18 protein-coding genes and 1 pseudogene are annotated in these 22,364 nt (G+C 60.2%); 13 read left to right on the top strand and 6 right to left on the bottom strand.

Annotation, left to right across the window (positions count from 1 at the left end; genetic code table 11):
• Window positions 1-31: 31 nt before the first annotated feature.
• Window positions 32-886: a hypothetical protein gene (locus AC1VVK_RS24510; protein WP_482905763.1), complete on the bottom strand. Its 855-nt coding sequence runs from the start codon at window positions 884-886 to the stop codon at window positions 32-34.
• A 209-nt stretch (window positions 887-1,095) separates the two neighbouring features.
• Between AC1VVK_RS24510 and AC1VVK_RS24505 the strand changes: the two genes are divergently transcribed.
• Both AC1VVK_RS24505 and AC1VVK_RS24500 read left to right on the top strand, forming a co-directional pair.
• Entirely contained in the window at window positions 1,096-1,536 is a 441-nt protein-coding gene (locus AC1VVK_RS24505) for a GFA family protein (protein ID WP_482905762.1), read from the top strand.
• Complete coding sequence (locus AC1VVK_RS24500) at window positions 1,536-1,991, top strand: hypothetical protein (protein WP_482905761.1); 456 nt, start codon at window positions 1,536-1,538, stop codon at window positions 1,989-1,991. The genes AC1VVK_RS24505 and AC1VVK_RS24500 overlap by 1 nt, the downstream gene beginning before the upstream one ends.
• Here AC1VVK_RS24500 and AC1VVK_RS24495 read toward each other — a convergent pair.
• The 3 genes and pseudogenes from AC1VVK_RS24495 to AC1VVK_RS24485 form a co-directional block, all read right to left on the bottom strand.
• Entirely contained in the window at window positions 1,988-2,344 is a 357-nt protein-coding gene (locus AC1VVK_RS24495) for a transposase (RefSeq protein WP_482905760.1), read from the bottom strand. The two genes, AC1VVK_RS24500 and AC1VVK_RS24495, sit on opposite strands and share 4 nt — an antisense overlap.
• Window positions 2,345-2,558: 214 nt before the next feature.
• The gene (locus AC1VVK_RS24490; protein WP_482905759.1) at window positions 2,559-3,281 is read right to left on the bottom strand and encodes a hypothetical protein; all 723 of its coding nucleotides are present in this window, start codon (window positions 3,279-3,281) and stop codon (window positions 2,559-2,561) included.
• Window positions 3,282-3,831: 550 nt separating this feature from the next.
• Window positions 3,832-4,188 (bottom strand): annotated as a pseudogene (locus AC1VVK_RS24485) (transposase); the annotation flags it as partial.
• 248 nt (window positions 4,189-4,436) lie between these two features.
• Here AC1VVK_RS24485 and AC1VVK_RS24480 point away from each other — a divergent pair.
• The 3 genes from AC1VVK_RS24480 to AC1VVK_RS24470 are packed head-to-tail and all read left to right on the top strand — an operon-like array spanning window position 4,437 to window position 8,987.
• Window positions 4,437-5,636 carry an efflux RND transporter periplasmic adaptor subunit gene (locus tag AC1VVK_RS24480; RefSeq protein ID WP_482905758.1) on the top strand — a complete coding sequence of 400 codons (1,200 nt, stop codon included), beginning with the start codon at window positions 4,437-4,439 and terminating at the stop codon, window positions 5,634-5,636.
• Between the two features lie 4 nt (window positions 5,637-5,640).
• On the top strand, window positions 5,641-7,590 hold the full coding sequence (locus AC1VVK_RS24475; RefSeq protein ID WP_482905757.1) for a MacB family efflux pump subunit: 1,950 nt from the start codon (window positions 5,641-5,643) through the stop codon (window positions 7,588-7,590).
• Window positions 7,591-7,595: 5 nt separating this feature from the next.
• Complete coding sequence (locus AC1VVK_RS24470; RefSeq protein WP_482905756.1) at window positions 7,596-8,987, top strand: efflux transporter outer membrane subunit; 1,392 nt, start codon at window positions 7,596-7,598, stop codon at window positions 8,985-8,987.
• Window positions 8,988-9,029: 42 nt separating this feature from the next.
• Here the strand turns inward: AC1VVK_RS24470 and AC1VVK_RS24465 are convergent, their stop codons facing one another.
• Both AC1VVK_RS24465 and bglX read right to left on the bottom strand, forming a co-directional pair.
• Window positions 9,030-9,839 carry a sugar phosphate isomerase/epimerase family protein gene (locus tag AC1VVK_RS24465; RefSeq protein WP_482905755.1) on the bottom strand — a complete coding sequence of 270 codons (810 nt, stop codon included), beginning with the start codon at window positions 9,837-9,839 and terminating at the stop codon, window positions 9,030-9,032.
• Window positions 9,840-9,897: 58 nt separating this feature from the next.
• The gene (bglX, locus tag AC1VVK_RS24460) at window positions 9,898-12,192 is read right to left on the bottom strand and encodes a beta-glucosidase BglX (RefSeq protein WP_482905754.1); all 2,295 of its coding nucleotides are present in this window, start codon (window positions 12,190-12,192) and stop codon (window positions 9,898-9,900) included.
• Between the two features lie 229 nt (window positions 12,193-12,421).
• On the opposite strand from bglX, the gene AC1VVK_RS24455 reads away from it, so the two are divergent.
• The 8 genes from AC1VVK_RS24455 to AC1VVK_RS24420 all read left to right on the top strand — a co-directional run bounded on the left by AC1VVK_RS24455 (window position 12,422) and on the right by AC1VVK_RS24420 (window position 22,320).
• On the top strand, window positions 12,422-12,934 hold the full coding sequence (locus AC1VVK_RS24455; RefSeq protein WP_482905753.1) for a c-type cytochrome: 513 nt from the start codon (window positions 12,422-12,424) through the stop codon (window positions 12,932-12,934).
• Between the two features lie 54 nt (window positions 12,935-12,988).
• Window positions 12,989-13,447 carry a c-type cytochrome gene (locus AC1VVK_RS24450; protein WP_482905752.1) on the top strand — a complete coding sequence of 153 codons (459 nt, stop codon included), beginning with the start codon at window positions 12,989-12,991 and terminating at the stop codon, window positions 13,445-13,447.
• A 45-nt stretch (window positions 13,448-13,492) separates the two neighbouring features.
• Entirely contained in the window at window positions 13,493-13,786 is a 294-nt protein-coding gene (locus AC1VVK_RS24445) for a high-potential iron-sulfur protein (protein ID WP_482905751.1), read from the top strand.
• A 3-nt stretch (window positions 13,787-13,789) separates the two neighbouring features.
• Entirely contained in the window at window positions 13,790-14,452 is a 663-nt protein-coding gene (locus tag AC1VVK_RS24440; RefSeq protein ID WP_482905750.1) for a cytochrome b/b6 domain-containing protein, read from the top strand.
• A gap of 273 nt (window positions 14,453-14,725) precedes the next feature.
• Window positions 14,726-16,474: a hypothetical protein gene (locus AC1VVK_RS24435; RefSeq protein WP_482905749.1), complete on the top strand. Its 1,749-nt coding sequence runs from the start codon at window positions 14,726-14,728 to the stop codon at window positions 16,472-16,474.
• Window positions 16,471-18,162 (top strand): DUF1592 domain-containing protein, encoded by a 1,692-nt coding sequence (locus AC1VVK_RS24430; RefSeq protein ID WP_482905748.1) that lies wholly within the window; start codon window positions 16,471-16,473, stop codon window positions 18,160-18,162. Before AC1VVK_RS24435 ends, AC1VVK_RS24430 begins: the two co-directional genes overlap by 4 nt.
• Window positions 18,163-18,239: 77 nt before the next feature.
• Window positions 18,240-19,526 carry a DUF1552 domain-containing protein gene (locus tag AC1VVK_RS24425; RefSeq protein ID WP_482905747.1) on the top strand — a complete coding sequence of 429 codons (1,287 nt, stop codon included), beginning with the start codon at window positions 18,240-18,242 and terminating at the stop codon, window positions 19,524-19,526.
• 190 nt (window positions 19,527-19,716) lie between these two features.
• Window positions 19,717-22,320 (top strand): TonB-dependent receptor, encoded by a 2,604-nt coding sequence (locus tag AC1VVK_RS24420; protein WP_482905746.1) that lies wholly within the window; start codon window positions 19,717-19,719, stop codon window positions 22,318-22,320.
• Window positions 22,321-22,364: the final 44 nt, after the last annotated feature.

Raw genomic sequence — 22,364 nt, 5'->3', positions numbered from 1 at the left:
CACCGGCATGGGAAAGTCGTGACAGGGGTGCTCAGTCTCCCGTGATGACGACATCCGGCACTTCGTACCGTTCATCGCCGATCGAGATGAGGTTGAGGTCTGCATTCCGGCTGATTTTGAGGAGGGCCTTGGCCGAACCATCCGCCTGGTTGGCATCGAAGCCCACAGCTTTGCCTGCAGCATCGAAGAAGATGGCGCGGCTACCGCCTCCGGGCCAGAATACGGTCAATATCGCGGTTCGATCTGCCGCGCGCGATACGCCGAATTTGCAATCCGTCGTTGGCTGGCCGGCATGACGTGCGCACGGCAGCCCGCCCGTGGCATTGAATGCCGTTCCGGCCACCAGAGCGTCGCCTGCACGGCCAGATGCGGTGCTCTGGCTGCTTTGATCGCCAGGGACTGAAATCAGCGAGAACCCGCTTACCTGGGCAACGACCTTGCCGCCTGTGGCCGTGATAGCCTTGACGGCTGCGGCGTCCGATCCGCCGGGGCAGGCGACAAGAGCCGCCGTATCGTCGAGGAATTCGGCCGTGGCCGGAGATTCACCCACTCTTCGACAAGGATCGCCCTTCGCGGGATATCCCTGGTCGATCGCTCGGAGCGAAACCGGCCACGCGGGCGCCCTGACCGATCCCAAAGTTCCGGTGACCTGTTCGGACGGTGGACCGCTGCGGTCATTACAACCGCACGCGACGCCCACGAGGAAGCACACTGCAAGGATTCGGTAAAATCGCACCATAGCCGACCTCAAGTGCCGAGCGGTTTGACCAATTGTACACACAAAATCAAAGCATTGATGTCGGCAACTTCTCACTTTTGATTCAATTGTCCAAACGCTTTTGAAAATTTTCTTGGGTTCGATGTGCGGCGTATGGGTATTTACCATATTGCCTTACCGGACCGGCGGCTTTCTGAAAGCGTATTAATCTCGCTGGATGCCATGAATGGGCGTGTTGCCAACTGACAGTTTAGCCGCAGTGCAGTAAATTCTGGTCCGTCTAGGCAACTTGCCAATCCTTGTTTGGGGTCTGCCCCGATAAATAGATGTAGGGATTTCCGATAGGCTCGGTCATCAATTGCTTGGAGATCCCTGTCATGCCCGATATTAGAGGGAGTTGCCTTTGCGGCGGCGTCAAATACGCAATTAGCGGGCCAATCTTGGGCGCCGCAAACTGCCATTGCACGATGTGTCGTAAGCAGCATGGCGCCGCATTTCGCTCGAGGGCCCGAGTCAAGGCAACCGACTTCCGTTGGATCGAGGGCGAAAGTCTCGTCAAATTCTACGAATCATCTCCTGGCACCCGCAGAGGGTTTTGTCGGGAATGCGGCTCACCGATCGTGAACCATGTTGACACGAACGCGGTGTCCGGCGGCTTCAATCCTGCCGGAGAGACTTCAATGCTTGGAATTCAATTGGGAGGCCTAGACGACGACCCTGGCTTGTCACCGACAGTGCATGTCTTTGTGGCCGACAAGGCTCCTTGGTTCACCATTACGGACGACTTGCCTCAATTTGCACGGATGCCCGATCACTAGTGACATTGAGCAAGTCGGCCAGCAGCGCCAGCTTTGGCGATAACACCCTTAGTGGAATGGAACTGTTGCAGGTCTGCTTTTTCATTCGTTCTCGCGTTACATTGCTGCGGGCGGTGCATATCCGATCGACCGAACTGTTCGCGGCTAGATTGCTGGATCGGCGGGTATTGGGATCTGCGGTCGATCTGATGAACGGCCGAGATGGTGCGCTGATCGGACTTGCTCGGCATTCCATCCTTCGAAGAGGAGAATTCTCGACGTCAATTTGGATTGGAGGCCCATCAAATTACAGTCGAGATCCATCGTTGCTGGGCGCAATGACGGGGGCGCCAGGGCGCCAACTCATTGCGCGCCGCATCACAGGCGCATCAGATGATCTTGATGGCGGCGAGATAGTTGTCAGCGAGTCTATCGTATCGTGTGGGAATGCTGCGGAACTGCTTGATTTTGTTTAAGAAGAGTTCGAGAACACGCAGGCGGTAGAGCCAGGACGAAAACCCAAAGCGCTGTCTTCGGTTGGAACGGTTGGGATGTTGGCCCAGATATTCCTAACGGCTGCTGCATTGCGGATTGGGGTGCTGTCATAGCCCTTGTCGCTGAGTAGGGTGGCGCATTCGTGGATGCTCTTCATCAACACTTCTGCTTGGCAAGCATCGTGAGCCTGTCCTCCGGTCAGTCGCAGGTCGACAGGACGTCCATCAGCGTCGACAGGAGCGCGGAGTTTGGTCGTAAGGGCGCCGTTGGAACGTCCCGCACCATGATCACGGGTCCCCACTTTTTGCCTGTCGCGCCATGTCGGTGGACACATATACAGGTGGATTTGACCATCCCCCCAACATCCACGACGTAGGCGCGGTCAAGACTACCCGCTATAAGCCGCCTTCGCAGACATCCCGACAATGAACCTGAGACCGCTTTGCAGCTTGGCACTCGGCGCCGCGAAGGTCGGCTTTGTTGGCGATGGCCGCGCTATGCGGAGTGTTTGCCGATTGTCGGCCATATCGTTGTAAGTGCAAGAGAACTTAGCTTCTGGAAACGCTAAAGGCACCCGATCGGATTTCTTCTGCGCCAATCAATTTCAGTATCTCGGCGGCAGCCGCCAAGTGACCTCCTCGCAGGCTTTGGTATTCCGGCGAAGTTAAAGGTAACTGAGGTTCTCTCCATCCACTTTCTTCAGGCCAAAAATGCACCATGGCCCATGCCAGTTGTATTTCTGGTAAGATATCGGGCTTACTGAGGATATGTTCTGCGATTAAGCGCGGGATCGACATAGCAATTTGCTTCTGATGATTTCGGCGCGCCTCCTCATCGATACGTGGGGGGCTGTAAACTGCATAGCCTACATCCCGAAATAGATGTTCGAGAGCGGTGCGACAATCCAACGCCGTCGGTGTGCCATTGTGATCGCAGTCCTGCCAAACCTCGCCATAGCGGCGAAGTACGGAGAGCATCCAGGCACCATTGCTGTCGCTGCTGAACTCCACCATGTTGCCGCTGGGTTCATGGACGAACTGATTATCCCAAACGAATTGCCAGAAACCTCTCGCAAACGAGTCGCCGCCAACGATATCGAGCAATTGCGGTGAGCTTGCCAGATCGCTAAGCATGAGAGAAACAGGCCGCACGTGAAGCGGCTGATCGTCTTCGAGGCGATGTAGCCTGCGAAGTTCCCGCTCCTCCGATGCAATTTCGGCATCCGTGGGCAGATCGAGTGGAAAAAGGCTCCCCAACGGAGAGATGGTCACGCCAGTGGGCTCTATCGACGCGTTAGCAACCCACCCACGCCCCTCCGGCGTAGGATAGAACCACGTTCGATCTAGCGCATTGGCCGGGCTCGTTCGACCGCATCTACATGACGCTTAAGGGGTGGGCGCTTCTGTCGGCGGGTTCCAGATGAAGCTGGGATAGAAGTAGTCGAGTTTACAATCCCCAAAGCTGCGCGCCAGTCGAAAACGCACTGTGCAGCGGTCCACGCTAACTTGAAGATCATCGCGGAAGGAAACTGTTGCGCCGCCGTCGCCGTTATTCCGCCAATGCGCGGGTATTGGACCGCCCCACTCCGCCAAACCAATCTCACTCCTTTCGGCGCCTTTACATCCGGTGCGGGTCGGTACGATCTGGCGTGGCCTGGCAGGGCGATACCCGGCCCAATCGCTAAAGCGCCAGATATTGGGGCCATCCGGTTCGACGGTTTCGAACTGGCGCGGCAGCCAGACGAACCACAGCCCCGGCGACACCCGAACCCATCGCAGCGGAATACAGTCTCCCCACGCGAGGCGCGGGGTCCAATTTGGGGCGGTAATCCTTGATGCAGAACGTCACCCCATTCTCGTCGAAGGCGATGAGGCGGCGGTTCGAGATGGCGACGCGGTGGGTATAGCGCGCCAGATATGCGAGCACCGCTTCGGGACCGGCGAAGGGCGGCTTGGCGTAGACGACCCAGAGTTTCTTGCGGACAGGGGCGACGTGGCGCTGGAAGGCGGGCGGATCGGCGAGACGGGCCAAAGATCCGAAGAAGCCGAGCCGCCCGGCGCGATGGAGTTCGGCAAGGCGGTCGAGGAACAGGCGCCGGAACAATTTGCCAAGTACACGCATGGGTAGAAGGAAGGCGGGCCGAGAAGTGATCCAGCGTTTGCCATCGTGTGCGATGCCGCAGCGATTGGGCAGTAGCAGCTTAGAGGGCTTTGAATTTGCCTGCTCCGTCTTCAATCGAAAATTTTGGGACGTTCCGATCTCGCCTATTTTCGAAGAGGGCGTATGCACATTAAAACACTGTAAAGGCTGAAGTAATGGTTCATAATGGCCGAGTTTTTTCAAAATGTCCGGCCAGGTGCGCCAGGTTGACCCGGCTAGAAAAAATTTAATTCCATATCCTCTATTTGCAGGGCATATAGCGGGTCATGTTAAGCAAGCGCCGTCTTTTGATTGGCGGCATCCTCGTGGGTGTCGCCATCCTTGTTCTCCTTGCCTGGAAATTTCTCTCAGGCCCCGCCGGTCCGATCGTCGCTACTACGAGAGTAGCGCGCGGCACGATGGAGCGGACTGTCGAGGCGACCGGCACGCTCGAGCCAAAGGAACTCGTGAGCGTCGGCGCGCAGGTTTCCGGGCGATTGGAGGAGCTCAAAGTGGCGGTCGGCGACACCGTTCACCAGGGCGATCTCATCGGTCTGATCGATCCGCGTACCCAGACCAATAGCCTGGCGACGGCGAAGGCCGATCTCGCCAACATGCAGGCCCAGCTCGCCGGGGCCAAGGCTACACTTGCCAAAGCGCAGCTGGCATTCCGCCGGCAGCAGGCGCTCGGTGTCGGCGAGGCCACTTCGCAGGCCGATTACGAGGCGGCCCGAGCGGAGCTTCAATCGGCGCAAGCAAGCTATGATGCGCTTGTAGCGCAGATTCGGTCTGCCAGTGTCAATGTAGACACGGCGCAAGTCCAGCTCGGCTATACCAAGATCACCGCTCCCATGGACGGCGTTATCGTCGCGGTCGTCACCAAGCAGGGGCAGACGGTCAACGCCAACCAGTCGGCTCCGACCATCGTCATTCTCGCCAAGCTCGACGTCATGACCGTGAAGGCGGAAGTGTCGGAGGCCGACGTGATCAACGTGCGTCCGAGCCTGCCGGTCTACTTCACAATCCTCGGCGATCCGGACAAGCGCTACGAGGCGAAGCTTCGCCTCATCGAGCCGGCGCCGGAATCCATCGTAAACGAGGTCAACTCCACGTCGACCAGTTCGTCGAGCAGCAGCACGTCGGCGTCGGCGATCTACTACAACGCCCTTTTCGAAGTCCCGAATGAGGATCTGCGGCTACGTGCGTTGATGACTGCCAAGGTCAGCATTGTTCTTGCAAGACGCGCCAATGCGCTGATGATCCCTTCCACCGCGCTGGGGGCCCAAAGTGGCGCCGGGATCTATTCAGTTCGCGTGAAGGGTGACGATGGGAAAATCGCCGCCCGGAAGGTCCGTATCGGCGTGGACAACAATGTGAACGCCGAGGTTCTATCGGGTCTGAGGGAAGGCGAAGAGGTCGTGATTGGTGAGGCTAGCACAGCCGCCAAGTCCGCCAGACAGGGGCCGATGGGCCCGCCGCCGGGCTGATCCGATGACTGGCGCCCCGCTCATTTCCCTCTCGCATGTCCGGCGCGAGTACCCGTCTGGCGACGGCTTCTTTGCCGCGCTCAAGGATATCGACCTCACCATCGAGGCCGGAGAAATGGTCGCCATTGTCGGCCAGTCGGGTTCGGGCAAGTCGACCTTGATGAACATTCTCGGTTGCCTCGACCGGCCCACTTCGGGGTCTTACAAGGTCGATGGCCGCGACACGGCGGGTCTGGAACCCGACGAACTGGCGGCGCTGCGCCGGGAGCATTTCGGCTTCATTTTCCAGCGCTACCACTTGCTCACGGACCTGACCGCGCTCGGCAATGTCGAGGTTCCCGCAGTTTACGCCGGGCGGGCGCGCGGCGAGCGTGCAGAGCGGGCCCATGAGATTCTTGCGCGCCTTGGTCTTGCCGAGCGAACGGGACACCGACCCGGGCATTTGTCGGGCGGTCAGCAGCAACGCGTTTCTATCGCGCGTGCGCTGATGAACGGCGGCGATGTCATTTTCGCGGACGAGCCGACTGGCGCGCTGGACTCGGCGAGCGGGATCGAGGTCATGGCGATCCTTGGCGAATTGCATGCCGAGGGGCATACGATCATCATTGTCACCCATGACATGAAGGTCGCCGAGCATGCCGACCGCGTTATCGAGATACGCGACGGCGAAATCATCGACGATCGCCGTATCCGTGAAACGGGAATTCGGCCGCCGGTGCACAAGTTTCCGCCTACGGCTGGCGGCTTCCAGCAACTCATGGATCGGTTTCGCGAAGCGTTCCGCATGGCCTTATTGGCGATGTCGGCGCACAAGCTGCGAACTTTTCTGACGATGCTGGGCATTATCATCGGGATCGCTTCGGTTGTCTCGGTCGTGGCACTGGGCAATGGCGCGCAGCAGAAGATCATTGCCGACATCGGCAGCCTCGGCACTAGCACTCTGACGATATATCCCGGCAAGAGCTTCGGCGACATGCGTTCGGCGAAGATCCAGACGCTGAGGGACACCGATGCCGAAGCGCTTGCACAGCTGCCCTATGCCGACAGCGTCACGCCAAGCGTTTCGACCAGCGTAACCGCGCGGTACCGCAATGTGGCGGCGACCGCGCAAGTGAGCGGAGTGGGCGCGGACTACTTCCGCGTCCGGGGATTGAAGCTGGTTTCGGGGAGCCTGTTCGATGCGCAGAGCGTGCGCGACCTGGCCCAGGATGTGGTGATCGACGAGAACTCGCGCGATACCTTGTTCCCCAATGGCGAAGATCCTCTCGGAAAAGTCATCCTGCTCGGGAAAGTGCCCGCGCGCATAGTGGGTGTGGTCGGAACACAGCAGCAGGGCTTTGGCGGCAGCGACACGCTGACGGCATACGTGCCCTATACCACCGCGATGAGCCGCATGCTTGGTCAGACATATCTCTCCAGCATTACCGTGCGCATCAGCGACAATACATCGACCGCTGCAGCAGAGGCGGCCGTGACGCAGCTTTTGACGAGGCGCCACGGCACGACGGACTTCTTCATCAGCAATTCCGACGATATTCGCCAGACGATCACCAATGCGACGAATACGCTGACGCTAGTCGTTGCCGCAATCGCGCTGATCTCGCTGCTTGTCGGCGGTATCGGGGTGATGAACATCATGCTGGTATCGGTTACCGAACGGACCGCCGAGATCGGCGTGCGCATGGCAGTTGGCGCGCGGCAGTCGGACATCATGCAGCAATTCCTGATCGAGGCGATCCTGGTTTGCCTGACGGGAGGACTGATCGGCGTGCTGCTTTCGCTTTCCGTCGGCGTCGCGGTGTCGCTTTTCCCGATCAACTTTCGCATGGCCTATTCGCCGGCATCGATGATCGGGGCGTTTACGTGTTGCACCTTGATCGGACTGGTCTTCGGCTTCGTTCCCGCACGTCGCGCTGCCCGGTTGGACCCGGTCGACGCCCTTTCGAGAGACTGACCATCGTGCCTGAACTGACCAAGACCCGTGTAGCCGGTGTTGTTGCTGCGCTCTCCCTCGGGCTCGCGGCTGGGGGCTGTGCGTCCGCCGTGCGCTCGACCTATCATCAGCCGAGCCTGCCGGTGGAGGCAGGCTGGGACCGACCTGCCGAGGGCCCGGACCGCCCCGTCGGGGCCTTGTGGTGGAACGAGTTTCGCGATCCCGCACTTTCGGCCTTGGTCGAACAGGTGCTCGCGGCGAACGCGGATCTCGCGGCGGCAGGCCTGCGGCTAAAGAAAGCCCATCTTTCAGCAGAAGAGGCCCGTCAGGGGCTGTTTCCCAGCGGTACGGCGAGCCTTTCCACCAATGCCACCAAGGGGCTCGTCGGTGGATCGCAATGGAACAGGAGCAGCGCTGCCTCGCTTGGTGTTTCCTGGGAACTAGACTTGTTCGGCCGGTTGGACGCGGCTGCCGATGCGGCAAGATGGGAAGAACAAGCGAGCGCGAAGGACCTTGCCGAAACGCGCCTCTCGCTGATCAGCACCACTGCCCAAGCCTGGTGGCAGCTTGGGCTCGCCAATGAGCAGATCGCCATTGGCGAGGAAAGTCTATCCTACGTGCGCCGTGCACTGGAGCTTGTGCAGCGTCAGTACGATGCGGGGGCAGTATCGCGCCTCGATCTGCGCGATGCCGAACAATCGGTTGCCGCGCAGGAATCCTCGCAAACCCAGCTCGTCCAGGCGCGAACCGAGGCGCTCAAGGCGCTGGCCGCACTGCTCGACCGCCAGTCCTATGATGGTGAGGAACTGAAGGCGCTTCCCCGACAACCTCTGCCGGAAGTGGCTGCCGGTGTGCCGGCCACACTGCTTGGCAGGCGCCCGGATCTGGCTGCCGCCGAGCTTCGGCTGCGCGAAACGCTGGCGTCCAGTGACGCGACGGTCGCCAGCTATTATCCGAGCCTCAGTCTGACCGGCACGCTTGGAACCGCCAGTTCCTCGCTTCTTCAATTCTTCAACAATCCCGTGGCAGGTCTCGGCGCTGCGTTGTCGTTGCCGGAGCTGAATCCGGTGAAGGTGCGCCTTGCGACCGGCATAGCCCGCGCCGATTACGATATAGCCGTGCAGGACTTTCGCCAGACATTCTACAACGCGTTGCGTGATACGCAGACGGTGCTCTCGGCCCGTGAGCAATATGTCAGGCAATCCGGATTCGCCGACGCCAATTACACAGCGGCCCGCGACGCGGAGCACCTCTATGAACGGCAATACCGTGCAGGTGCGATTCCGTTGCGCGGTTGGCTTGACGCCCAGGAACGCTTGCGGACAGCGCGCACAAGCCTCATCCAGAACCGCTACAACCAGCTCGTAACCCAGGTGCAGGTCTACCAGGCGCTCGGGGGCGACCTCCCCGCGGCATGACCCCATCGATTGCGGTGCTCGATGGGGTGAAAGCCAGCCGGTCTAGCCGAGAAGGGCGCGGACACGAGCGAAAGCGTGTCCCAGGGCCTCCTCGAACTGCTCATCCGTCTCCATTTGCGATTGCATCGGGATTTCGAGGCCGATCGGAATCTCCTTGGGCAATGCGGCCACGAGGCTTGGCAAGGGCAACTCTCCGTCACCGGGAGCCAGCCGCTCGAAGCTTGCCTCTGCCAGATAATCGATGCCGGTGGGACGCAGGGGAACATCGCATAGTTGGGCATAGGCGATCATAGCGGGATTGATGGCCCGCAGCGTTTCAACGTCACTTCCCGACCTGAAAAAGTGCATCGCATCGATGACCAGACCGATATCGTCAGCCCCGCTGTCCTTGATAGCGGTCACTGCCGAGGCGAGGTCATTGACCGCATGGGGCGGTGCAAATTCCAGCACGGCTCTCATCCGGCGCTCTCGGGCCATTTCGGACAGGAGCGCCAACTGGTCGAGCGCGCGCGGCATATCCCGGTCCATGACGACGGTACTCGCCATTTTTGCGCCAAGTTCAGCCAGAATATCGAGGTCTTCCGCTTTATCGAGAACATCGCTTCCCGGTCTGATGACGAAGCCTTCCGCCAACGAGACAGAGATACCATGTGCCTTTAACTGGGCAGCGGTATCGCGGCGAAGAACTGGATCATCGCGAAGCGACCATTGCGGAAAACGTTCGAGCTTCCACGGCACGTGCTGAATGCCTAGCGAAACATAAGAACATCCGAAATGGGCAGCGAGCGCTATGTGCTGGGTCGGGAGCATGCCGAAAATCGTTTGAGAATCGATTCCTAGCGCGTGCGTCATTCTTGAATTCCTGTAACAATCTGGATTGTGATGGGGCAAGCGAGCGCCTGAGTACCCGTTATCGTTCGACGACGAAGTTGGCGGAGAAGGGGGCTGTAGAGTCGGTTCCGATTGCGACATCGAAGGCACCCTCATCGACGACCCAGTCTCTTGCTGCCGCGTTCCAGTAGCGAAGCTGGGATGGGGCGATTTCAAAAGATACCGTCTTCGTCTCGCCAGCCTCAAGCCGAATCCGTTGGAAACCCTTCAGTTCCCGCACCGGACGGGCCGACGTACCGCTGCGCTGATGCAGATATAGCTGCACCACCTCGTCGCCTGCTCGCGCGCCCGAATTCGTCACCTCAACCGAGGCTTTTAGCGAACCATCGGGCTTGATGGCAGACTTGTCGATCTGCACAGGCTTGTAGCTGAACGTGGTGTAGCTGAGCCCGAAACCGAAGGGATACAGCGGACTGCTTGGCTCGTCCCAATACCGCCGCTCAATTCCTTTGGGATCGTGGGTGGTCAGATGGGCATAAAAAGAGGGTATTTGGCCGACGCTGCGGGGCCAGGTAAAGGGCAGCTTGCCTCCCGGCACGGCGTCACCAAACAGAAGGCGGGCAAGCGCCGTTCCTCCCTGCGATCCCGGGTACCACATCTCCAGGATCGCTGGCGGAAGGTTGCCCTTGAGACTCAGCGGGCGACCGTTCATGAGCACGACGACGACGGGCTTTCCAGTCGCAAGCACACTGTCGAGCAAGTCCTGCTGCCGGCCCGGCAATTCCAGCGACGAACGCGATCCCATCTCGCCGATCATGTTCTGGCCTTCTCCCAGAACCACCACCGAAACATCGCTTGAACGAGCCAGCGCGGTTGCCTCGGCGATACCGCTGTCGTCATCAGTGGGGGCTGGGCGCGAGTACTGGCGGTCCATCATTTCGATGGGCGATCCGATCAGGCGCCGCGGCATCGTCACGCCCGGAGCGTAGCGGACCTCGATCCGCTTTGCGGAGCTCTGGGACAGTCCATCGGAAAGACTTTGCAGGACCGGCTCATTTTCCGCGAAGACCCAAGGCCCCGCAGGATCTCTGGAAGATCCACCGAGCGGGCCGATTACCGCGACTGATCGCACCTTCTCCCGGTCGAGCGGCAGGAGACCATTCTCGTTACGCAGCAGTACGGCCGAGCGTTCGGCCGCACGCGCGGCGAGATCGAGGTTTTCCTTACTGGCGAGTCCTTCGATCGCGGCTTTCTCATCGACGTAAGGGTGGTCGAACAGTCCAAGGCGGAACTTGACCGCAAGGACACGTGCGACCGCCTCATCCAATCGCTTTCCGGTGATTCGGCCGGCTGCCAAGGATGCGGGAAGTTCCTGAAAATTGGAAAGTCCGGTTGCCATTTCCATGTCGGTCCCAGCGTTGAGTGCGCGCTCGGCCGCATCAGAGCGATCGCGCGCGAAGCCGTGCACGAGCAGATTTCTGACCGCCTGGTTGTCGCTCACCACCCAGCCCCGGAAGCCAAGCTGACCGCGCAGCACGTCTGTCAGCAGCCAATGGTTCCCCGCTGCCGGAATGCCGTTGAGCGGCATGTAGGCGGCCATCACATTTCCAGCGCCTGCCTCAACAGCAGCGCGAAACGGGGGCAAATATACGTTCCACAAGTCGGCATCGGAGATATTGGCCTCATCGTAGTCACGGCCTCCTGCGCCTGCACCGTAGCCCGCGAAATGCTTGGCCCCGGCGACAACGCGCCCGGCTGTTCCAAGCTGAGGGCCTTGCAGTCCGCGAACTTGCGCACGCGCGATTGCACTGGCCAACCAGGGGTCTTCGCCCGGTCCTTCGACTATCCGACCCCAACGCGGATCGCGGGTTACGTCAAGCATCGGGCCGAACACCCAGCCGATCCCCACTCCGCGCGCTTCCTTGGCGGCAGCGGCCTCAGACTGTTCGATGAGGTCGGGGTCCCAGGATGCGGCGAGGCCAATCGGTACCGGGAAAACAGTCTTCAACCCATGAAGGACGTCGTAACCAAACAGGATCGGAATTTTGAGCCGCGAATTTTCCATCGCAAGCCTTTGCAGGCGATTGATCTCGGCAGGCTTGCTGACGAAGAATATCGATCCAACGCCGTCTCGGGCACGGGCGTCGTGATCCGGAGCATTCGCGATGTTCATCGCGGCGGCCGTCAGCAATTGTCCCGCCTTCTCCTGAGGGGTCATCTGCGCGAGCAGGCGGCGAACGCGCGCGTCGATCTGCCTTTGGTCATTGGCAGCGACGTTTTGCTTTTGGGCATCGTCAGCCGATGCCGGAACGCTTCCCGATGCGGCCAAGAGCCATGAAATTGCCAGCCACGATACCCTTTTCCCCACGCGCATCTCTGTCTCCCGGGCAGCCCTGCAAAGGATCCGCCGCGATCGCGGCGACCTTTAGACTATCCTCTTATTGCCGGAATTGCCTCTCTGCATCCACATAGCGCTGTGCGATCGCGTGATGCAAACATAAAGAGGGCACTTTAAATATTGATGTGTGGGCGATGGTTATGTATGCTCGCCAGCAACGCTTCGTGGGAGAAGCGGTGAAAGAACAAGACGGGATGGGGCGGCAATGGCCAAATGGGGTCTGAGGATTTGCGCGTGCACAGCGCTGATTGCGATGGTCGGCTTCTCCGGGCGAGACGTCGGTGTCGCCGAGGCGCAGTCGCCCGAGGCGGCGCCCGTGCCTGCACCTGGAAGCGCCGAGGCGGAAGGCATCATTTTCGAACGCCAGCAAATCATGAAGCAGCTGGACGAAGATGCCGATACGCTGGGCCGGATCGTGGCCGGTGAACTGCCTGCCGACAAACTAGCGGCAACGTCGAAGTCCATTGCAGATGGAGCGCGCGATTCGCTCGCCGCATTCCGCCAGAAGGTGCCGGGCGGCAGGGCCAAACCGGAGGTCTGGTCGAACTATCCCGACTTCATGGCGCGCATGGAAGCGTTCGCGAAAAAATCCGACGAAATGGCGCGCGTGGCGGGGACCGGAAACATGGCGGCGACGATCTCGATCATGGGCGAGGCGCTGCCCTGCAAGCAATGCCACGACGTCTACCGCGAAAAGGCCCGCCAGCCCGCCTCATAAGGCAACTTTCCCGATGCCGCCTTGCGCGTCGGACCATTTGCTTAGGAACAGATCATGCTTCGTTCAGTACGTATTGGGCTCGTGGCGGCCGCATTGACATTGGGAGGGGCTGCCGTCCTGGCAAAACCTGCCGATCTCGTGGCAACAAGGACTGCGGGCTACAAGTCACTCGGCGCGGCGTTCAAGACGGTCAACGACCGACTGCGGTCGGGAGACGTGCGCGCGCCGGAATTTGCAGCCGCTGTTGCCCGAATTCAGACAGTGTCGCGCGAACAGTACAAATGGTTTCCCGCCGGATCGGGGCGTAGTGCCGGAGTGAAGACGGCCGCGCGGCCTGAAATCTGGAGCAACGCGCAGCAATTTCGCGGCGCGCAGGACGCCTTTGCCCGGCAGGCCGACGCATTCGCAAAAGCTTCCGCCACGGGCGATGCCGGGCTCATTCGGGGAGAGGCACGGAAACTGGGCGCGACCTGCAAGGGCTGCCACGACAACTTCCGTCAAGAAGACAACTGATACTCCGCCGATGGCAAAAACGGCCATTGTTCTGAGGATTTCCGTATGAAAAATCGCCGTCAAATTTTGGGCACTCTGGGCTTCGCCGGAGCTGCCGTCGTCCTCTCGTCGCGGGCCTGGGCAGAGGATGCCTGCTATGATCCGGCATCGCTTTCACTCAGCCAGCGCAATGCCCGCCGGTCGCTAGGCTATGTGGAGCCGTCGACCGATCCGGCCAAGCATTGCGGACTGTGCAGCTATTTCACCGCCAGCGCCAAGAATTGCGGCAATTGCCAGCTTCTTCTCGGTGCGCCTGTCAGCGGGGCCGGCGTTTGCGGCTCCTTTGCGGCGAAGGGCTAGACGATGCGCGCGCGAGCGACCGTGAAGATTTGGGACGGACCGACACGCCTCGTGCATTGGACGATCGTCATCCTGTTCTGCCTTTCCTGGTGGAGCGCGGAGACACGCAGGATAGATATCCATCTGTGGTCGGGCGCAGGGTTTCTCGCGCTGCTGTCATTCCGACTGATCTGGGGCTTCCTGGGTTCAAGCACTGCACGTTTCAGCCAGTTCGTGCGTACGCCGCACGGTGTCATTCGCTACCTTCGCTCCCGCGACAACGGTCCTGCCTCGGTCGGTCACAATCCCCTGGGGGCATACAGTGTGATCGCGATGCTCGCAGTGCTGGTCGCGCAAGTCACAAGCGGGCTGTTCTCTACCGATATCGACGGTATCGATTCAGGTCCGCTATCCTATCTCGTGAGTTTCGATACGAGCAGGACTGCCGCTGCCATTCACGGTTACGCCTTTAACGTCGCGAGAATTTTCATCGCGCTGCATATCCTTGCCATCGGCTACTATCTTCTGCTGAAGCGGCGCAATCTGATCGCGCCGATGATCACCGGCAAGACGGCCGGCGAGAAGGGCGGTGCAGCCGCAATGATGCCTGCAAGTTCCTTGCGGCTGGTACTTTCAATCATAGCGGCGGCCGCGGTCGCTTACCTGATAGCACTGCGCCAAAATTGACGCGCGCAAAGTAATCTTCACTCGACCGGGGCGGTACGCAGTGTGCGAACCGACCATTTTGGCGGGGGCAGACCCGCGTTGCCTGCGGATAAGCCGCTAGTTCGATGACACTTCTGCACGCCTTTTGAGGCGCCATTTCGGCGCGCCTGAAAAATTCAATCCGATTTCAAATAGAGCGCTCTCTTATGTTGACCTTCACGCAATTGAGCGTAAGTTCATGAACATAAAGAGCGCCGAATCAAAATAAGAGAGCACTCTAGGAGAGGACTGAAAGTGGAAGGTCCCACGTTACGGGCAACCGTCAAACACACGATCAAGGCTTCCGGCCGGCCGATGATTGCGGTCGCCGCATCGCTGGCAGCGTTCGGAATTTCCGTTCCCGCCGAGGCTTATGTAGGCGATAGCTTTCTCAGCATTCCGGGTGTCTCCGGTGCCTGGAAGGGCAAGCCGTACAAGGGTTGGATTCGTGCCGAATCCAACGAGTGGGCGGGGCGTCTGCGCCGTCTCAGCAGCGGATCGGCCAATCCCCTGGCCGGTGACAAGCTCTTCTTCGGTGGACCCAACGCACCCAAGCCCGGCAATTTCGGCAAGCTTGTCGTGACACTGTCCAAGACCAACCCGGACTACAACCGACTGATGGCGCTGTGCACGTCCAAGGCGTCGTTTGCCGAGGTGGACTACGCAGAATCGTCCGACCGGGCCCGTCCGATCATGGAATTGGGCGCGCGGCCCAAGGGCTTCCCCGAATACTGGCACTACAAGCTGAAAGACGTCGCGGTTGCGGACTGTCCGGTTGCCGACGGTGCCGAGCAGCAGGCCTTCGTCCTCGCGTTCAAGGACATTGCCTGGTTGAACTACGATGCAGACAAGCCGCTTGGTAACAAGATCGAGCCGACGGCAGCCGACATTCCGAAGGTGTACCCGACCGACCCGTCCCCCAAGAAGGGCGTGAAATGGTACGTCATCACCTGGATCGCGCCTGCGGCCGACACCGGGGACAAGGAATGTCCCACTCTTAATTCCAAGCCCACCGAAGCGGATGTCGTGCGCTATTACAGCCCGGAGGATACAGCCGCGCTCAGGAAGCAGAACGGCGAGAAGGGCATCAGTTACGGTCAGCAGACCGAGGGCCGCGGGCCCGGGAAACTGAATGCGGTTCTCATGCCGGGGATCGTACCCGATCCCGGTCTGATCGAACCGAAATCGGATGTGGCCGAAGGCATTGACCTTGACGGAGACAATGGCACCGGCGCGCCGCCCAAGGGCATCAAAAAGCACAAGAATTATACTTCTCCGGATGGCCGGACCGGCATCGACAACCAGTACTACGCGATCTCAGGGTGCGTGGCGGGCTTCCGCGGCAAGAGCGGTTATCGCAACCAGACCTCGAATGCGCGCCGTGCCGACGGCAATATCACGACGCTGATCGAAGTCAGCGGAATCGATGACGAGCGTAACGACAGTCAGGTCGAAGTTGCGATCATCTACAGTCGCGACAAGCCGATGCGCGACACCGCTGGCAAGGTATTCATCCCGAACTATACGTTCCGTCCGACAGATGATCCGAACTTTACGCTCTTCAACATAAGAGTGAAGGGGCGCATCCGTGACGGTGTCGTCACGACCGATACGATACCCAAGCTCGATGCCAATCTCGGGCAGGATCCGTTGCTGGAACTGTTCAAAGCCCAGATCAGGCTTGAGCCACAGCCCGACGGATCGATGAAGGGCATTATCGGCGGCTATCGCGACTGGCGCCGCATCGCCGAAGGCAATGGCAGCGGTTATTCGGAAGGGCTGTTCGGCTACCAGGCCCCCGCGGTCTACTACGCCCTGCAGCGCGAGGCCGATGGCTTGCAAAATCCGATAACCGGCGAATTCGACGGCATCTCTGTCGCTTACGAAATCGATACTGTGCCCGCATTCATGACACGGGAATCCCCGTCGGACATGGCGCTGGCGGACAAGGCGCTGGCTGGAGAAGCCAAGGCGCATTCATCGAATAAGGGAGACGTGCGGTGAGCCTTTCAGGCGGTGCGCGCCGATGGACATTCAGCACCTTGGTATTCGGCGCCGCGACGATCGCGGCGGTGACGCTCGCGGTTGGCGTGGGCGCTGACGAAACGCCCCGGCCTGCCGCCGCGGAGCCGATTTCGACGGGTGGTCCGGCAACTTTCAGGCGTCTGACGGAAGACGAATACAAGCAATCGATCGCCCAGATCTTCTCGGCCGATATAACGATCCCCGGCCGCTTCGAGCCTTCGGTCCGGGAGGATGGCCTGCTTGCGATTGGCTCCTCGAAAGTCGTGGTGACACCGGCGGGCCTGGAGCAATACGTCATTCGCGCCCGGGAAATTTCCGCGCAGGTGCTGACACCTGACAACCGGGTCAAATTCGTCAATTGCGCGCCGGCCTCTGCCTCGCAGTTCGACGCTGGGTGCGCGACGTCGTTCTTGAGCAAATATGGCCGGCTGCTGTTTCGCAGGCCATTGACGCAAAGCGAACTCGCCGCCGCGGTCGATCTGTCCGAGCGGACGACAAAGACAGCTGGAGACTTTTGGCAGGGACTGGGCGCGGGCCTGTCATCATTGCTGATGTCGCCGGCATTCGTGTTCCGCATGGAGGTGACTGAGCCCGATCCTGCCCGGCCGGGCGCGGACCGCCTCGATGCCTATTCGTTGGCCAGCCGCATCAGCTTCCTCCTCTGGGATTCGCCGCCGGACGAAGCACTTCTGACGGCTGCGGCAAACGGTGATTTGCACACGCCGCAGGGCCTGCAAGCACAAGTCGACCGGATGCTGGCTGCGCCGCAACTCAAGCGCGGTGTGCGAGCCTTCTTCCAGGACATGCTCGCCTATGACCAGTTCGACGGTCTGTCCAAGGATCCCAGTCTCTATCCGATCTTCAATCCGCAGTTGAGGGACGACGCGAAGGAGCAGAGCCTGCGCACGATCACCGGCCTGCTGCTGGATGACAAAGGCGATTACCGGGACATCTTCACGACGAAGAAGACCTATCTGTCCCGCTCGCTCGGCGCCCTTTACGGTGTACGCGTCGATTATCGCGGGTTCGGGGACTGGATGCCCTACAGCTTTCCCGACAACGACCCGCGCGCGGGCGTCCTGACGCTGGCAGCGTTCCTGATGCTGGATCCTTCGCATGAAGGCCGCAGCTCGCCGACCATTCGCGGCAAGACGGTACGCGAAAACATGCTTTGCGAAATGGTCCCGCCGCCTCCGGCCAATGTCAATTTCGATCTGGTGCAGGATGTGAATGACCCGGTTCACAAAACTGCCCGCGAGAGATTGACGGCGCATCAGGACAATCCGGCCTGCGCAGGGTGCCACCGCATCACTGACCCCATCGGCCTATCGCTGGAGAACTACAATCCGGTCGGCAGCTACCGGGCGCAGGAAAACGGCGTAACGATCGATGCCAGCGGTACGTTCGAGGGCAAGCCCTATAAGAACGGGCTCGAGCTCACCAAGCTGCTGAGAGACAGCCCAGCGGTCACGAGCTGCGTTACGCAGCGGGTGTTTGAATATGGCGTCGGCCGCAAGATCGCGTCCGGCGAGGAGCCTTGGCTCGAATATGCGGTCAAGCAGTTCGGCGAGGATGGCTACAAGTTCCCGGCCCTGCTGAGGCGGATTGCCACCAGCCAGGCCTTCCAGGCGGCTTCCGCCCCCTCTGTTGCGCTCAACTCGAAGTAGGAAACAGGAGAACGACGATGTTGGACCTGTCCAGACGGAATATTCTAAGAGGCATTCTGCGCGGCTCGGCGATCACGGTGGCCCTGCCTCTCCTCGACCTGTTCCTTGACGGGAGCGGCGAGGCGCTCGCCGCTGGAGCGCCCATTCCCACCCGTTTCGGAACGTGGTTCTGGGGCTGCGGCGTCAATGCAAAGCGCTTCTTTCCCGATGCCACGGGAAGCGACTTCACCTTCAAGGACGAAACGCACGCGCTGACGCCGTTCAAGGCGAAGACCACGATCTTTTCCGGATTCAACGTCATTCTCGATGGGCAGCCCAATCTGACGCACTGGTCGGGGATCATGGGGGCTCTGGGCGGGACGACGCCGTCCAAGGGCGGTAACGGCGTCGGTACGGCCGTTGCGCCGACGCTAGACTGCCTGATTGCGGATCACATTTCTGCAGGCACCCGGTTCAAGTCGTTGCAGATGGCCTGCACGGGTCAATCGAGCGTCAGCTATTCGATGCGCGCGGGAAACACCGTCAATCCGAGCGATATCGATCCTGTCACCGTTTACAAGCGGCTGTTCGGAGCGGACTTCCAGGACCCGAACTCGGGCAAGTTCACGCCCGATACCAAGTTGATGGTCGAGCAGAGCGTCCTGTCCTCCGTGAAGGACGGGCGCGATGACCTGATGAAGAAAGTCGGCGCGTCCGATCGGGCCCGTCTCGATGAATACTTCACATCGATACGTGAAGTAGAACAGCAATTGGCTGTCCAGTTGCAGCCGCCCGCGCCTGCCGAGGCGTGCCGCGTGCCCAAGATGCCGGCGGCTCTAGAGCCTGGCACGACGTGGGAAGCTGCGACGCAGATGCATGACCAGCTGACTGATCTATTGGTGATGGCGCTGGCCTGCAATCAAACCCGGGTGTTCCACGTTGCCCTCTCGGCGGCGGTATCGAACCTGCGAAGGGCAGGGCAGTCCGTGGCGCTTCATGAACTGACGCATGAGGAGCCGATCGACGACAAACTCGGCTACCAGATCCAGGCGACATACTTCCTTGAGCGTAGCATGGAGGTTTTCGCGAGCCTGCTGGGCAAGCTCGACGCGGTCAAGGAAGGAAACGGGACGTTGCTGGATCACTCGCTGATCCTGGCTCTCTCGGAGAGCAATCTTGCCAAGCTCCACACGTTGGAATCGCTGCCGATGGTCGTTGCCGGATCGGCTGGCGGCAAATGGCGCGCAGGCCAGCACGTGAACGGCAAGGGAGACACCACGTCGCGCGTCGGGCTGACGCTTCAGCAAGTCATGGGCCTGCCTGTCGGAAACTGGGGAACCGGACCAAACGCGACGTCGAAATCGATTTCGGAGGTAATCGTCTGAAACGGGATCGCCGCGCGGTTGCGGCGTTCCGCTCGCAGGATTGAAGGGCCGGCTCGGGGAAGGGCCGGCAAGCGATAAAGAAAAACTGGAATTTGGAGGGAAAGAAGCTGCGAAGCCACCTGGTTTCGTGGGGCAATGGGTCATGCCGTCCGAACGGGGCGCTGACCGCAAAACGCACAGGGGAGGGGTTATGAAGAGAGCAGTAGTGTTGCTGTGTGGTTCGGCGCTGTGGAGCGGAACCATGGTTGTTCCGGCTCGAGCGCAGTCACAGGCGCCCGCACCAGCGCAGGATCAGGCCGAGCCGGCGAAGGCTGCGCGTGAAAATGCCCGCGAAGAGGACATCAAGGAGAACATCCAGGAGATCATCGTCACGGCCCGCCGCAAGGAAGAGCTTATTCAGGACGTGCCGCAGGCTATTCAGGCCGTAACTGGCGCTACAATGGAAAAGCTCAATCTCTTCAGCTTTGACGATCTCAGCAAGGTTGCAGCGGGCGTCCAGCTCAATCGGGCAGGCAATCTCACCACCATTCGCGGGGTGAGCTTCAATCCGACCGCGCAGACGAATCCGACTGTCGCGATGTACATCAACGATGCGCCGGTTCAGCCGACGATCGTGTTCCAGTCGATGTTCGACACCGAACAATTCGAAATTCTGCGAGGCCCGCAAGGCACGATGCGCGGCCAATCGGCGCCGACGGGCGCAATCACGATCACGACCCGCAAGCCCAATCTCTATCGCCATGGCGCCAGCGCGATGGCGACCTTTACTGATCGCGATGGCCGCACCTTCCAGGGATCGGCGAACATCCCGATCATTGAGGGCGTACTGGGCATTCGTTTCGCGGGCATTCTCGATCACACCAACAACGGCGGTATCAAGAGCGTCAACAATCCCGAGGATCCCTACGCCAACAACAACGCCTTCCGTGCGAGCCTGCGGTTCGAGCCGGCCGACAACCTCAGTGTCAACTTCATGTACCAGAAGAGGTGGCTGAAGAGCCTGTCCTACGGCAGTGCCGTTTACGGGAGCGGGGCACCAGGAGGAACTTTCAGGGCTTCGGGCTATGCGCTTCCCTATGTTCAGCCCGTAGGTGTGAATGGTCCGGTGCTGGAAATTGGCGATCGCCGTGCCGTTGCCGAAAACGGTGATTTTGGCGAAAGCACCCAGGACGTCGCGACCGGGCAAATCGAATATGTGCTGGCCGGCCAGAAGCTCTCCTATGTTGGGGCCTGGTCGAACAACGATACGCAGGTCAGCCGCAACTTTGCCGACACACCAAACCTCGTTGCCGGCGACTGGCCGGGCCGGAGCCTCGACGCCACACTGACCCGCTGGACGCACGAACTGCGCCTGTCTTCGGACGAGCGACTGCTTGATGGCCATCTCGAATATGTGGTCGGCGTGTTCCACGAGAACGAACACACCGTCAATGTGGGCAACAACGGCGTCACGTTCCAGTCGGGCGCCTTCGGGTCTCCTCTCGGAGCACCGATCGCCCAGTCGCCCAATCTCGATTTCTCGACCACCAGTCTCTACAATAGCGACACCAAGCTGAAAGAATGGTCGTATTTCGGGACACTGACGGTCCACATCGACGACAAGACCGAGCTTTCGGGTGGAATCCGGTTCATCAATGAGAACAAGGACGGCCTGCGCACCAATTCGCAGAGCGCAGGTTACCGCGCCGAAGCGTCCTGCGTGACGCCGGGGGGCATTCGCGGCCGGACTTATACCAATGTCTGCGACGTGCCTGTCGCGGCGCGCGTTACAGGAACGATACCCGATGTCTGGAAAAAGTCGCCGACCGTCTACAGCGCCTCTCTGTCGCGGCACTGGACGAGCGACGTCGTCACTTACTTCAACTACGGCAGTTCCTGGCGCCCCGGCCCCACGCAGGGCAACCTCATAAACGGCGCCAATGATCCGACTCTGACGTCGCTGACGAACCTCAAGGACGAGACGACCAATTCCTACGAACTGGGTGTGAAGACCTCCTGGCTCGATCGGCGCCTCAACCTCAATCTGGCTGTCTATCATCAGGACTACAAGAACTACGTCTACTCGGTCCTGACCGGCATCCCCTACTTGGCCAATACCGGCGTTCCGGGCACTTCGCCCTCGGTCACGCTTGCCGTGCCGATGAATTCAAATATCGATGCCAAGGTCGATGGTGTCGATTTCGACTTCAACTTTGCCGCGACCAAGAACTGGACGATCAGTGGCGGCGCGAGCTGGGCGAACGGTCGTTTCAAGGACCAGCTCATTCCGTGCTGGGACGGCAACTTCGATGGCGTTCCGGACAGTGATACGAGCATTCTGCTGCCGGGCTTCCTGCTGCCGCCGGGCACGCCGACAGGCGTCCAGCGTTTCCAGAGCCGGGGAATCTCGATTGCGGAATGCCGGGTCAGCGGCCGGTCGGCACTGCAACCCAAGTGGAATGCGACGCTCCGCACGGAATACTCGTACCCCATTTCAAACGGCACGGACGCATTCGTCAGCGGTCTGCTGACCTACACGCCCAAGAATCCGTACGCGAATTCGACTTATACCGTGCCTGATTATGCGCTGGCCAATCTCAACCTCGGCATCAGGAATTATGAGCAGGGCTGGGAGGTGCAGGTATTTGCCCGCAATCTCTTCGATACGCGCACGGTCACCGACAAGGGCGTCTCGGCTCTCACCGCCACGCCCGATGTAAGCAGCACATTCGGTGTCTCCGGTTATCGGTCCATCGCATATCTCCCGCCCCGCGAAATCGGAATCACCCTCCGCTACGCATTCGGATCGCGGTGAGATCCTTCGACGTAAATTGATTTTGCATAAAACATTGAGTTGGA

Source organism: Novosphingobium sp. BL-S-32 (assembly GCF_056857055.1).
This window is presented reverse-complemented; position numbering and strand designations above follow the sequence as displayed.

Excerpts from the sequence above, each read along its gene's own strand:
- AC1VVK_RS24510 (WP_482905763.1), bottom strand. The coding sequence starts at position 886 with ATGGTAAATACCCATACGCCGCACATCGAACCCAAGAAAATTTTCAAA.
- AC1VVK_RS24505 (WP_482905762.1), top strand. The coding sequence starts at position 1,096 with ATGCCCGATATTAGAGGGAGTTGCCTTTGCGGCGGCGTCAAATACGCA.
- AC1VVK_RS24495 (WP_482905760.1), bottom strand. The coding sequence starts at position 2,344 with ATGTGTCCACCGACATGGCGCGACAGGCAAAAAGTGGGGACCCGTGAT.
- AC1VVK_RS24480 (WP_482905758.1), top strand. The coding sequence starts at position 4,437 with ATGTTAAGCAAGCGCCGTCTTTTGATTGGCGGCATCCTCGTGGGTGTC.
- AC1VVK_RS24475 (WP_482905757.1), top strand. The coding sequence starts at position 5,641 with ATGACTGGCGCCCCGCTCATTTCCCTCTCGCATGTCCGGCGCGAGTAC.
- AC1VVK_RS24465 (WP_482905755.1), bottom strand. The coding sequence starts at position 9,839 with ATGACGCACGCGCTAGGAATCGATTCTCAAACGATTTTCGGCATGCTC.
- bglX (WP_482905754.1), bottom strand. The coding sequence starts at position 12,192 with ATGCGCGTGGGGAAAAGGGTATCGTGGCTGGCAATTTCATGGCTCTTG.
- AC1VVK_RS24455 (WP_482905753.1), top strand. The coding sequence starts at position 12,422 with ATGGCCAAATGGGGTCTGAGGATTTGCGCGTGCACAGCGCTGATTGCG.
- AC1VVK_RS24450 (WP_482905752.1), top strand. The coding sequence starts at position 12,989 with ATGCTTCGTTCAGTACGTATTGGGCTCGTGGCGGCCGCATTGACATTG.
- AC1VVK_RS24445 (WP_482905751.1), top strand. The coding sequence starts at position 13,493 with ATGAAAAATCGCCGTCAAATTTTGGGCACTCTGGGCTTCGCCGGAGCT.
- AC1VVK_RS24440 (WP_482905750.1), top strand. The coding sequence starts at position 13,790 with ATGCGCGCGCGAGCGACCGTGAAGATTTGGGACGGACCGACACGCCTC.
- AC1VVK_RS24420 (WP_482905746.1), top strand. The coding sequence starts at position 19,717 with ATGAAGAGAGCAGTAGTGTTGCTGTGTGGTTCGGCGCTGTGGAGCGGA.